The sequence below is a fragment of the Nocardioides sp. YIM B13467 genome (assembly GCF_042788075.1).
GTDB lineage: Bacteria > Actinomycetota > Actinomycetes > Propionibacteriales > Nocardioidaceae > Nocardioides.
Genome location: NZ_JBHZPJ010000046.1, coordinates 3,837,843 through 3,850,216, shown reverse-complemented (window position 1 = coordinate 3,850,216; position 12,374 = coordinate 3,837,843). Strand labels below are relative to the sequence as shown.

General features: G+C 69.7%; 11 protein-coding genes. 8 read left to right on the top strand and 3 right to left on the bottom strand.

The annotated features are described in order from the left end of the window. Positions 1-34: 34 nt before the first annotated feature. Positions 35-2,176: a hypothetical protein gene (locus tag ACFX43_RS25615; protein WP_378837735.1), complete on the top strand. Its 2,142-nt coding sequence runs from the start codon at positions 35-37 to the stop codon at positions 2,174-2,176. On the opposite strand, the gene ACFX43_RS25610 is transcribed toward ACFX43_RS25615, so the two are convergent. Both ACFX43_RS25610 and ACFX43_RS25605 read right to left on the bottom strand, forming a co-directional pair. Further along, complete coding sequence (locus ACFX43_RS25610) at positions 2,173-2,883, bottom strand: hypothetical protein (RefSeq protein WP_378837732.1); 711 nt, start codon at positions 2,881-2,883, stop codon at positions 2,173-2,175. The two genes, ACFX43_RS25615 and ACFX43_RS25610, sit on opposite strands and share 4 nt — an antisense overlap. Before the next feature lie 37 nt (positions 2,884-2,920). Next, entirely contained in the window at positions 2,921-3,592 is a 672-nt protein-coding gene (locus ACFX43_RS25605) for a FadR/GntR family transcriptional regulator (protein WP_378837727.1), read from the bottom strand. A gap of 11 nt (positions 3,593-3,603) precedes the next feature. On the opposite strand from ACFX43_RS25605, the gene ACFX43_RS25600 reads away from it, so the two are divergent. From ACFX43_RS25600 to ACFX43_RS25585, 4 genes are all read left to right on the top strand, one after another. Next, positions 3,604-4,827, top strand: coding sequence for an MFS transporter (locus ACFX43_RS25600; RefSeq protein WP_378837722.1), 1,224 nt, complete (start codon positions 3,604-3,606; stop codon positions 4,825-4,827). 73 nt (positions 4,828-4,900) lie between these two features. Continuing rightward, positions 4,901-5,287: an excisionase family DNA-binding protein gene (locus ACFX43_RS25595; protein WP_378837717.1), complete on the top strand. Its 387-nt coding sequence runs from the start codon at positions 4,901-4,903 to the stop codon at positions 5,285-5,287. Beyond that, positions 5,284-5,847 carry a PIN domain-containing protein gene (locus tag ACFX43_RS25590; RefSeq protein ID WP_378837713.1) on the top strand — a complete coding sequence of 188 codons (564 nt, stop codon included), beginning with the start codon at positions 5,284-5,286 and terminating at the stop codon, positions 5,845-5,847. The genes ACFX43_RS25595 and ACFX43_RS25590 overlap by 4 nt, the downstream gene beginning before the upstream one ends. A gap of 67 nt (positions 5,848-5,914) precedes the next feature. Beyond that, positions 5,915-6,508 carry a GNAT family N-acetyltransferase gene (locus ACFX43_RS25585; RefSeq protein WP_378837709.1) on the top strand — a complete coding sequence of 198 codons (594 nt, stop codon included), beginning with the start codon at positions 5,915-5,917 and terminating at the stop codon, positions 6,506-6,508. A 2-nt stretch (positions 6,509-6,510) separates the two neighbouring features. On the opposite strand, the gene ACFX43_RS25580 is transcribed toward ACFX43_RS25585, so the two are convergent. After that, entirely contained in the window at positions 6,511-7,164 is a 654-nt protein-coding gene (locus ACFX43_RS25580) for a TetR/AcrR family transcriptional regulator (protein WP_378837707.1), read from the bottom strand. Between the two features lie 99 nt (positions 7,165-7,263). Between ACFX43_RS25580 and ACFX43_RS25575 the strand changes: the two genes are divergently transcribed. The 3 genes from ACFX43_RS25575 to ACFX43_RS25565 are packed head-to-tail and all read left to right on the top strand — an operon-like array spanning position 7,264 to position 12,373. Continuing rightward, positions 7,264-8,748, top strand: coding sequence for an aldehyde dehydrogenase (locus ACFX43_RS25575; protein ID WP_378837704.1), 1,485 nt, complete (start codon positions 7,264-7,266; stop codon positions 8,746-8,748). Positions 8,749-8,777: 29 nt separating this feature from the next. Beyond that, the gene (locus ACFX43_RS25570; RefSeq protein WP_378837692.1) at positions 8,778-10,292 is read left to right on the top strand and encodes an APC family permease; all 1,515 of its coding nucleotides are present in this window, start codon (positions 8,778-8,780) and stop codon (positions 10,290-10,292) included. Continuing rightward, the gene (locus tag ACFX43_RS25565; protein WP_378837687.1) at positions 10,289-12,373 is read left to right on the top strand and encodes an FAD-dependent oxidoreductase; all 2,085 of its coding nucleotides are present in this window, start codon (positions 10,289-10,291) and stop codon (positions 12,371-12,373) included. The genes ACFX43_RS25570 and ACFX43_RS25565 overlap by 4 nt, the downstream gene beginning before the upstream one ends. The last annotated feature ends 1 nt before the right edge of the window (position 12,374 follow it).

Sequence of the window (12,374 nt, the reverse complement as noted above, 5' to 3'; positions counted from 1 at the left end):
CGCGCGCCGCGGTGACGGAGGACGGTGGTGAGCAGTGCGACCAGGGAGTCGTCGTGAGGTGGTGCTCTGCGCCGTCTTCGTGCTGATCGCCCTCGGCTGGATCGTCACCGGGCTCCGAGCCGATTCCGGAGAGCTGCACGAGGCTCCGGTGGTCCTGGTGGGTCCCGATGTCGTCACGGTTCCGCTGGTGAAGCAGGTGAACGCCGTCCCGGGGCGTCCGTTCTCGGCCGGAGCGGTCGACAACCGGGCCGAGGCGGCAGAGCTGCTGGAGCGCGGTGACGTCGTCGCCGAGCTCGACATCGACCTGTCCGGCACCCAGGACGAGCTGCGCCTGGCCACGGCACACCGGCCGGCGCTCGCTCGCGCGGTCCGGGCCGAAGTGGAGCGGATCGAGAAGACCCGCGGACGTACGGTCGTGCTCGCCGCATCGCCAGATCGGCTCCAGGGGCGGCCGCTGTCCTGGGTCACCTTCGCGACCGCGCTGGCGGGCTTCCTGCTGGTGTGCGTCGTCTCGCTCGTGTGGGGCCTGTTCGCGCGTACGCTGCCTCGACTTCTCGCGCGGCTGACCGCACTCGCCGGGCTGGCGGTGGGAGCGGGCGTCTTCGGCTGGCTGCTCGCCGGGCCGGCGCCGGCGGGGGAGCGGATGCTGGTGGCATCGGTCCTCGCGGCCACGGTGCTCGCCGCGGGTGCGTTGACCTTCGCCTGCGAGATCATCGGCGGGTTGCCGGGGCTGCTGTTCGCGGCGACGGTGATCGTCGCCGGGCCGGTTCCTCTACTCCTCGCCGGGGACCGACTGCTGCTCGCGGATGCGTGGGCGATCGGCTCCGGATGGACGATCACCGGGGCCGGCGAGTCGCTGTTGTGGGCGGCTTCCGGGGACGGTGGCACCGGGATCGTTCAACCGGTCGTGACCATCGCCGGTTCGGCGCTGCTCGGTCTGGCCGTGCTGGTGGCGATCCGGTGGCTGGTCCGGATCGACGTCGAACGCCATGGCGCTCTCGCGGAGGTGCGGTCATGGCGGCGAAACCTCGGCCTGGTCCTGGCCTCCGCCACCTGCCTGACGATCCTCGCGACCGCGTTGACCTCCGCACTGCACAGCGAGGCCGTACCGCGCCCGCTGGTCAGCCTCGCCTCGACGACCCAGTGCATCCCGGCGGGACCGGTCGAGGACGTCGACGACCTCAACCGGATCACCAGGCTTCGCGCCGAGCCGGCTCTCCAGGGCGGCGACGTGGGGGTGAGCGCCCAGCTGAATGATGGGCGGAGCATCTGGATGTTCGGTGACACCCTGCGGGACGAAAAGTTCTCCGGCGCCGGCTTCGTACGCAACTCGATGCTGCTCGTCGAGCCCGACTGCCTGCAGGTCGTCCTCCCGGAGTCCGGCGGCGCCATCATCCCCGACCGGGGCGACGGCGTCGGCTACTGGCCGATGTCGGTGACCTCGCTCGACAAGCCGGGATACACGCTGGTCGTGGTGGCCGCGCAGCGGGTGCGTACGACCGACTCCGACGACGCGTTCGGCTTCGAGGCCCTCGGACCGGCCATCGCCCAGTTCGTGGTCCCGGACGGGGGAGTCCCGCAGCTGATCGCGGTGACCGACATCGGTGCCGACGACGCCGACACGCGCCGGCCGATGTGGGGCGCCGCGGCGGCGGTATCGGGGGAGTGGCTCTACCTCTACGGCACCGCCCGCGAGCCCGACCCGCAGCTCGGCACCGGCTTCGCCCTGCACGTCGCCCGCGTCGCACCCGACCACGTCGCCGACCCCGACCGCTGGACCTACTGGGACGGAACCGGCTGGAGCAAGCGTGCCCGCTCCTCGAGCGAGCTGATCCCCGCGGACGACGGCGTCTCCCAGACGCTGAGCGTCTTCGAGCGCGACGGGCGCTGGTACGCGTTCAGCAAGAGCGACGAGTTCCTGGGAGACGACCTGGTCTTCTGGACGTCGTCATCGCCCACCGGCCCGTTCCAAGCGCAACCACCGGTCGGCACCCTTCCCTCCGGAGTGGCACGCGGCGAGCTCCGCTACATGCCGCTGGCCCATCCCGACATCCTCGAGCAGCCCGGCTCGGTGATCGTCTCCTACAGCCGCAACAGCACCGACTTCGGCGCGGTCCTGCGCAACCCGCTCCTGTATCGGCCGAAGTTCATCCGGGTCGACCTCCCGGACGGCTAAGGGAGCCTGCGCCTGCGGCCGAGACGTGGGTCGCCGGCTCGGATCAGGATGTCCTGGATGGTGAAGTTGGCCGCGATCGCCTCGCGCAGCGTCTCCAGGCTCTCGCGGATCGCCCGCATCTCCTCTCGCGGCTGCCGGTGTTGGAGATAGGCCCGGATGCGGCGTACCTCGTCGTCTCGGGTGGGGGTGTCCCCGCCGAGCTCGTCGCGCAGGTTGCGGAGCACCATCCAGCGCGCATCCCATGCCGGCCGGATCTCCGGCCACCGGATTCCGTCCTCGTCGACCTCGACGCTCGTCGTCCCGAGCGGAAGCTGGTCGACGGTGAGCGCGGATGAGAGCACGTCCAACGCGGAGCTCTTGATGCCGAGGAGGAATTCGAGGGCGACGTACGACTGGCCGTCGAGCACCTTGAGCTCCCAGTCCGGCTCCTGAAGACGCTCGGTGATCACCCGGATGTCGGAGATCTGCCGCGGCACCAGCTCGAGCAGCGCGCCCCGGGCTGTCGCGAGCTCGATGTCCGACGCCCGGTCATAGCGCTCCATCTGGGTCACGATCTCCTCGGCCCGCACGAGCACGTCGTTGATCTGTACGTAGAGGAGGAACAGATCCGCTCCGAGATAGGCCGCCTTGTCGCGTTCGTTTCTGCTCACGATGCCCGGAACGGCCTTGAGGACCACGTCGACGATCAGCTTGACGAACTCGATCATGCGGCGATGGTAGGGCGCCCCGACGCGGGCTGGTGGGCTATCGGGCCAGCGTGTGGAGCAGACCCGTGACGGCAGCCGCGGCGGCATCGGCGTCCTGGGCGCGGATGGCGTCGAAGACGGCGTGGTGCTCGTCGGCGATCTCGGCGGTCTCGTCGTCGAGGTGGATGGTCGCGCGCAGGATGTCCTCGAAGCCGGCGTAGAGCTCGATGAGGAGCGGGTTGTGGGTCGCGGTGACCACGCCGAGATGGAACTCCGCGTCGGCCTCGGCGAAGGCGTCGGCGTCCCCGGCCGCGACGGCGGCGGCGCGGCGTTCCATGATGGCGGTCAGGGATCGCAGGTCGTCCTCGGAGCGGCGCTCGGCGGCCAATGCCGCGGCGCGGGTCTCGATCGCGTGGCGGACCTCGAGGACGTGCGCCAAGTCGACCCTGCTGACCTGACGCCGCATCATCGCGGCCACCTCGTTGGAGGCGGCGACGTACGTCCCGTCCCCGCGTCTCACCTCCAGCACACCGGTGTGGGCCAGTGCGCGTACGGCCTCGCGCACCGTGTTGCGGCTGACGCCGAGCGCCGCGGCGAGCTCGGGCTCGGGCGGGATGCGGGCGCCGACGGCCCACTCGCCGTCGGCGAGCAGAGCGCGCATGCCGTCGATCGCCTGGTCGACCAGGGAGCGGGGCGTGGTGGTGGAGAGCGGCACGTGCCGTCCTTTCATCCAATCATCCGATGTCTGGCATCCTAGAGGGCGTGAACTCCCGCATCCAGTCCCGCCCGGATTCTCCGCCGTCGAACAGAGCCGTTCGGTCGACGGTGTGGCTGCTGATCGCGGTCCTGCTGGTCGCTGCCAACCTGCGTGGGGGCATCACGTCCCTCGGTGCCCTGCTCGACAGTCTCGACGGGCTCTCGGCCGGCACCCGGGCATTCCTGACCTCGCTGCCGGTGCTCTGCTTCGCGGTCGTCGGTGCGACGGGGATGACGCTCGCGCGCCGGCTCGGCGTGCATCGTGGCATCGGCGTCGCGCTCGGCCTCCTGGTCGCCGGGCTGCTGGTCCGGGTGATCGGCGACCCTTGGCTCCTGCTCGCCGGCACGTTCGTCGCGTGTGCCGGCATCGCGCTTGCCAACGTACTTCTTCCCGCCGTGGTCAAGGAGGGCTTCCCGAACCGGGTCGGCGCGGTCACCGGTGCCTACAGCGCGGTGATGTCGCTCGGCGCGGCGATCGCAGCCGGGGTCACGGTGCCGATCGCGCATGCGGCCGGAAGCTGGCGGATCGGCCTCGGCGTCTGGGCTCTGCTCGCCGCCCTGGCACTGCTGGCGTGGCTGCCGCACCTGCGCGACCGCGGCCTGCGCCGAGACGGCGCGGTCCGGGTCCCGCTGTGGCGTGAGCCGGTGGCGTGGGCCGTGACCGTCGTCTTCGGCACCCAGTCGCTGTTCGCGTACGTCGTGATGAGCTGGCTGCCGAGCATCTACGCCGACGCCGGCTTCGGTCACGCGACGGCAGGGCTGCTGCTCGCGGTGAGCATCCTGGTCGGCGTACCCGTGTTCTTCCTGGCTCCGACCCTCGCGATCCGGGCAGCCTCGCAGGGCCACCTGATCGCGGTTCTGACCGCGCTGCTCGCGATCGGGTTCGCCGGCCTCTGGCTCGCTCCCGTCGCCGGCGCCTGGGTCTGGGCGGTGCTGATCGGCATCGGCGGCGCGGTCTTCCCGGTGGCCCTGACCCTGTTCAGCATCCGCACCGCGACGACCGCCGGCACCACCGCGCTGTCCTCGATGGCGCAGAGCATCGGCTACCTGCTCGCTGCCGCCGGCCCGTTCCTCGTCGGCCTGCTGCGCGAGGCCACCGGCTCGTGGTCGGTCCCCATCGCGCTCCTGCTGGGGCTTGCGCTCGTCCAGATCTTCGCCGGGTACGTCGCCGGCCGCCCGGTCGTCATCGGAGCCCGTGCCGAGGACTGAAATCCTCGGTGGACGCTTCGGGTCTGGGTTACACTTGCATCAGTTGGTTTCAGATGGATGTAAGGGGTCCGTGATGTCAGAGATGCTGAACGACGATGTGCGGATGCTCCGTGCGGCACTCGACGACGCGGACGAGACGGTGCACGTCTCGTTGAGCCTGCCGCGAGCGAGCGCCGAGAAGGTGCTGGCCCTCCTGGATGCGGAGCGTACGTCGGGTGCGGTTGTCGTGCCGATCAAGGAGGCGTTCACGACGACGGAGGCAGCCAGCTTCCTCGGTGTCTCCCGCCCGACCTTGATGAAGATGATCGCCGCCGGCGACATCGAGCACATCATGGTGGGATCTCACCATCGGATTCCCGCTGAGCCTTTGGTGGCGTTCGAGCGGGCGAGGCGAGCCCGGCGAGCGAAGGCCGCGGAGGCGCTCGCCGAGTTCTCGAACGAGATCGGCTTCGTCGATTGACCCTCAGCGTTGTTCTCGCGGACGCCAACATCCTTTACTCCCGCACGCTTCGGGACTACTTCCTGTACGCCGCTGACGCCGGCGCCATCGAGCTCCACTGGTCCCAGGAGATCCTGGATGAGATGTCGCGCAACCTGCGCGCCGGTCTCGGGCTCGACAGCGAGCACACTGATCGGCTCGAACAGCTGATGAACGCTTATCTGGAGTACGCCCTCGTCGAGGTCAGTGACGAAGCGACGAACGAGGTCGCCGATGTCGAGATGGATGCAAAGGATCGACATGTTCTCGCTGCCGCGGTCTCGGCGGAAGCCGACATCCTGCTCACCGACAACATTCGGCACTTTCCGAGGGCATGGATGGACGGTCGTGGAATCGAGCTGATCGGCTCCGGAGACCTGCTCATCCGCCTGGCCGAGTCGGTGCCCGGAAAGCTCCGTTCAGCGCATGACATGACGCTGCAGCACTCGAAGAAGGATGAGAACGACCTTCTCGCCACGCTGGCGCGATGCGTTGGCGATCCTGCCGCTGCTGCGATCCGCCGAGTGCTAGCTGAGGAATGACCGCTGGGATCACGCGAAAAGGGTCGTAGACCCACCTCGGCTCGCGGGATCGAATACCGTGGACGGCATGGCTGCCGAGCTGTCGTCGTTCACCATCGCGCCGCTCAGTCCTGAGACCTGGCCGGCGTTCGATGCGCTGGTGCAGCGGCACAACGGGATCTTCGGCGGCTGCTGGTGCATCTGGTTCCATCCGGACGGACCCGAGAGGGGTCAGGGCGCGGAGGCGAACCGGGCGTTGAAGAAGGCCTACGTCGAGAAGGGCGAGGCGCACGCCGCGCTGGTGATGGACGGGGACGAGGCTGTCGCCTGGGCCGAGTACGGCACGCCGGCCGAGCTGCCGACGCTCCACCACCTCAAGCAGTATGACGCCACGAAGACCGTGGACCCCGACTACCGGATCACCTGCGTCTTCGTCGACAAGCGCTACCGGCGACAGGGCGTGACGGAGCTGGCCATCACTGGTGCGCTCGAGCAGATCGCCCGGGCCGGTGGCGGGCGGGTCGAGAGCTATCCGCACGACCTGACCGACCAGACCAAGAAGATGTCGTCGTCGTTCCTCTACAACGGCACCCGCCGGCTCTACGAGCGGCTCGGCTTCACCTACGACCGGCCCAAGGGCCTGAAGAACTGCGTCATGGTGAAGACGGTCGAGCCTGCCTGAGGTCAGGGTCGTACGCCCGGATTTTTTGCGCCATTAGGCAATTCGGGGTCGATCGGGGCGACCCGGACGCCGAGTGCTGAGTGCGCGTAGCTGGCCAGCTGCTGCTCGGCGCGCTCGAGGGTCAGCGACGAGTTGTGGGCGAGCAGGTGGAGGCCGAAGGCGTCCTCGAGGGCGACGAAGTTGCGGGCGATCGCCTCGGCCGAGTCGGTCAGCGTGAAGACGCCAGTCGCGCGCCCGACCTCGAGGACGGCGGTGTAGAGCGACACCTCGCGGTCGAAGAGCAACGTCATCAGGGTCGCATGCATCGGGCTGCGGCTCGCGTTGACCGAGATCTCGTCGAGGACCTGGCTCAGGAGAAGGTCCTCACCTCGGGGAAGACCCGAGTACATCAGGCGGCCGAGCTTCTCGGCGGGGGACAGGTCGCCCTCGATCGCCCGCTGCCGGGACCAGTAGTAACGGTCGGTCGCGGCCTGGTGAGCGGCCTCGATGAGGCCGTCGAGCTCGGGGTAGTAGTAGGCGATCAGGCGCGGTGAGATCCCGGCCTCCGCGGCGATGTTCTTCATCGTGGCGCCGGCCAAGCCGTGGGCCGCGATCACGGTGAGTGTTGCCGCGGTCAGATGTTCGCGCCGTGCGGCCTGGTCCTTGCGTCGAGCCATGCTCAACCGTAACGCGTATGTGAAATCTGCGGGCGAATGATTGACACCTGATGTGGCGGGGCTCATATTTGCGGTGAAGCGCAAAGAAAGGATTTGCTTGTGCGTACCCACCAGGACTGGCGACAGGTTGCCGCCGAGGTCCGACTCCGGACCCGACCGTTCATCGGCGGCCGTTCCGTCGACACCGCGGAGGGCTCCTTCGAGAACCGCAACCCCGCCACCGGCGCGCTGCTCGCCGAGGTCGCCGACGCCGGCACCGCCGGTGTCGACGCGGCCGTGCGCGCGGCACGGGCGGCGTACGACGACGGGGGCTGGTCGCGGGCGGGTGTCGCCTTCCGCCGGGAGCGGATGCTCCGCTTCGCCGACCTCCTCGCCGAGCAAGCCGCCGAGCTCGCGGTCCTGGACTCGCTCGACATGGGCAAGCGGGTGGTGGATGCGTACGACCTCGACCTGCCGTTCTCGGTGAACCTGTTCCGCTACTACGCCGAGGCGATCGACAAGATCAACGACGAGGTCGCGCCGACCCCGCCGGGCACCCTCGGCCTGATCCGCCGCGTGCCGCTCGGCGTCGTCGGCGCGGTCGTGCCGTGGAACTACCCGGTCGACATGCTCGCCTGGAAGGTCGCCCCGGCGATGGCCGCGGGCAACAGCGTCGTGCTCAAGCCCGCCGAGCAGTCGCCGTCCTCGGCGCTGCGGATCGCCGAGCTCGCCGCCGAGGCCGGGATCCCTGACGGCGTCCTCAACGTCGTTCCCGGACTGGGGGAGACCACCGGCAAGGCGCTCGGCCTCCACCCCGACGTCGACGTGCTCGCGTTCACCGGTTCGACCGAGGTCGGCGCGTACTTCCTGCAGTACGCCGGCCAGTCCAACCTCAAGCAGGTCTGGCTCGAGTGCGGCGGCAAGAGCCCGCACGTCGTCTTCGCCGACGCCGAGGACCTCGCCACCACGGCCAAGCAGAGCGCCTTCGGCATCTGGTTCAACCAGGGCGCGGTCTGCTCGGCGCACTCCCGCGTCCTGGTCCAGCGCGAGGTCCACGAGGAGTTCGTCGACCTCGTCGCGAAGGAGGCCGCCGCGTACGCCCCCGGCGACCCGCTCGACCCGGCCGCCGGGATGGGCGCGATCGTCTCGCCGGAGCAGACCGACCGGATCATGGGCTTCGTCGACGAGGCCAAGGGCTCGACGGCGCGTCTGGTCACCGGCGGTGAGCGGGTCACCCGCGACGGCAGCGACTGCTACGTCCAGTCCACCGTCTTCGACGACGTCGACCCGTCCTCCACCCTCGCTCGCGAGGAGGTCTTCGGGCCGGTTCTGGCGGTCACCGCCTTCGACACCGAGGACGAGGCCGTCGCGCTCGCCAACGACACCCCGTACGGCCTGGCTGCCTCGGTCGCGACCAGCAACCTGAGCCGGGCGCACCGGCTCGCCGAGCGGATCCACGCCGGCACCGTGACCGTGAACGGCGTCGACGCCTTCAGCGCCTGGACCCCGTTCGGCGGGTTCAAGGGCTCCGGCTTCGGGCGCGACCTCTCGCTGCACGCCCTCGACAAGTACGTCGGTCTCAAGACCGTCTGGATCAACCACTGACCTCCAGCCCGACCAGCCAGGGACACACCATGACGCAGACCAACCAGCCGACCGCCCTAGCGGCCGAGCAACAGTCACATCTACGCAAGACGCTGCGACGCTTCGACATCGTCTTCCTGCTCATCGCCGCCGTCGTCGGCCTCGAGACCCTCGGGCAGGTCTCGCTCTACGGCGCCGAGGCGTTCACCTGGGCCCTCGTGCTCGCGGTGTTCTTCCTCGTGCCGTACGGCCTGATCTTCGCCGAGACCGGGGCGGCGTTCAGCGAGGAGGGTGGGGCCTACACCTGGGTCCGGGACGCCTTCGGCCGCCCGGCTGCCGCGGTGGCCGCGATCCTGACCTGGATCACCCAGCCGGTGTGGGTCGGTGGCTCGATGGCCTTCCTGGCCGCGGAGACCGTGAGCGTCTACATCACCCCGCTCGAGCACGGCTCGCTCGGCGACTATCTCTTCAAGATCGTGTTCATCTGGATCACCGTGGTCGCCGCGATCGCCAGCCTGGCCAAGGGCAAGTGGCTGCCGACCAGCGGCGCGATCCTCAAGGTCGGCCTGCTCGCCTTCTTCGTGCTGACCACGATCATCTACGCCGCGAAGAACGGCGTCGTCGACCTCAGCGGCGGCGCCTTCAGCCCGACCCTGCTCGGCCTGTTCGGGTCGGTCCCGATCCTGCTCTTCGCCTACCTCGGCTTCGAGTCCTCCAACAGCGCCGCCGGTGAGATGGAGAACCCGGCCCGCGACGTACCGGTCTCGATCTTCCGCTCCTGCGCGACCGCCGCGGTCTGCTACCTGGTGCCGATCTTCGCGATCCTGCTCGTCGTCCCCAGCGACGACATCACCGGCATCGGCGGCCTCCTCGACGCCGTCGGCACCGTCTACTCCGTCTACGGCGCCGCGGCCGAGCCGCTGCTCACGCTCACCGCCGTCGTCTTCGTCTACATCCTGATGAGCCAGGGTGCGGCGTGGATGATCATCTCCGACCGCATGCAGGCGATGACCGCTGCCGACGGTGCCTTCTTCGGCGGGTTCTTCGGCCGGTTCCACGAGGGCCTCGGTACGCCGGTGCGGGTCAACATGCTCTCCGGTGTCGTGGCCACGGTGTTCCTGCTCGTCGCGATGCAGGTGACCGGCTCGGGGGCGTCGATCTTCGGCGTCGTCCTCACCATCTCGATCTCCACCTTCCTGCTCAGCTACCTGCTGGTCATCCCGGCCGCGATCCGGCTGCGTACCCGCTACCCCGACCGCCCGCGTCCCTTCCGGGTCCCGGTCTCCGACCGCGGCTTCGCGATGCTCGGCTGGCTGGCCTTCGCCTGGGTCCTGCTCGGCTCGTGGGTCGCGGTGTTCCCGGGCACCCTCGAGCGGCTGTTCGGCGAGGCGTACCCGTTCAAGGAGATCTGGGGCGTGAGCCAGCTGACCTTCGAGGTCTTCACGCTCGGCACCCTCGGCTGCCTGCTTCTGCTGTGCGGCATCGGGTACGTCCGCGGTGCCCGCGTCCGCGCCGAGGTCGGCGCCCCCGTCCCGTCCGTTCCCAGCGAGGAGCCCACCCGATGACCGAGCAGACCGCTGGGCAGAAGCCCGTGGCCGCCCCGTACGACATCCTGTTCGAGCCCGTGCAGATCGGGCCGTTCACCACGAAGAACCGCTTCTACCAGGTGCCCCACTGCAACGGCATGGGCTACCGCGACCCCAGCGCCCAGGCGGCGATGCGCAAGATCAAGGCCGAGGGCGGCTGGTCTGTGGTGTGCACCGAGCAGGTGGAGATCCACGCGACCTCCGACATCGCTCCGTTCATCGAGCTGCGGATCTGGGACGACCAGGACCTGCCCGCGCTCACCCGGATCGCCGACGCGATCCACGAGGGCGGCGGGCTGGCCGGCATCGAGCTGGCGCACAACGGCATGAACGCGCCGAACCAGCTCAGCCGCGAGACCCCGCTCGGGCCCGCGCACCTCCCGGTCGCTCCCGACACCATCGCGCCGGTCCAGGCCCGGGCCATGTCGCTGCAGGACATCGAGGACCTGCGGCGCTGGCACCGCAATGCCGTACGCCGCTCCCTCGAGGCCGGCTACGACGTCGTCTACGTCTACGGCGCCCACGGCTACGGCACCCCGCACCACTTCCTCTCGCGGCGCTACAACAACCGCACCGACGCGTACGGCGGCTCGCTCGAGAACCGGATGCGACTGCTGCGCGAGCTCCTCGAGGACACGATCGACGAGGTCGCCGGCCGGGCCGCGGTGGCCTGCCGGATCACGGTCGAGGAGGAGATCGACGGCGGCATCACCCGCGAGGACATCGAGGGCGTGCTGGGCGAGCTCGGCGAGCTGCCGGATCTGTGGGACTTCGCGATGGGCAGCTGGGAGGGCGACTCGGTCACCTCGCGGTTCGCTCCCGAGGGCCGCCAGGAGCAGTTTGTCGCCGGGCTGAAGAAGCTCACCTCCAAGCCCGTCGTCGGCGTCGGCCGGTTCACCTCGCCGGACGCGATGGTGCGACAGGTCAAGGCCGGCATCCTCGACCTGATCGGCGCCGCGCGCCCGTCGATCGCGGACCCGTTCCTGCCGAACAAGATCCGCGACGGCCGGCTCAACCTGATCCGCGAGTGCATCGGCTGCAACATCTGCGTCTCCGGCGACCTCACCATGTCGCCGATCCGCTGCACCCAGAACCCGAGCATGGGGGAGGAGTGGCGCCGCGGCTGGCACCCGGAGCGGATCCGCGCCAAGGAGAGCGACTCCCGCATCCTCGTCGTCGGCGCCGGTCCGTCCGGCCTGGAGGCGGCCCGGGCGCTCGGCGTACGCGGCTACGACGTCGTGCTGGCCGAGGCCGGCCGCGACCTCGGCGGCCGGGTGACGGCGGAGTCGAAGCTGCCGGGTCTGTCGGCCTGGGGCCGGGTCAAGGAGTACCGCGAGGCCGTCCTCGCCGACCTCCCCAACGTCGAGATCTACCGCGAGAGTCCGATGACCGGCGAAGACATCGTCGAGTTCGGCTTCGAGCACGTCATCACCGCGACCGGTGCTACCTGGCGTACCGACGGCGTCGCCCGCTTCCACACCACCGCGATGCCGATCGCCGAGGGCATGCAGGTGCTCGGGCCCGACGACCTCTTCGCCGGCCGGCTGCCCGACGGCAAGAAGGTCGTCGTCTACGACGACGACCACTACTACCTGGGAGGTGTCCTCGCCGAACTGCTCGCGCAGAAGGGCTACGACGTCTCGATCGTCACCACCGGTGCGCAGGTGTCGTCGTGGACCAACAACACCTTCGAGATCAACCGGATCCAGCGACGCCTCATCGAGAACGGCATCACCCGGGTGACCGACCACGCGGTCATGTCCGTCGGGGCCGGCGGTGTCCGGGTGCAGGACGTCTACGCCGGCGTCGAGCGTGACCTCGACTGCGACGCCGTCGTCATGGTGACCGCCCGCCTTCCGCGCGAGGAGCTCTACCTCGACCTCGTCGCTCGTCGCGACGCCGGCGATCTCGCCTCCGTACGCGGCATCGGCGACTCCTGGGGCCCCGGCACCATCGCGGCCGCCGTCTGGTCCGGCCGGCGCGCGGCCGAGGAGTTCGACGCCGTCCTGCCCTCCAACGACGAGGTGCCGTTCCGGCGCGAGGTGACCCAGCTGGCCTGAC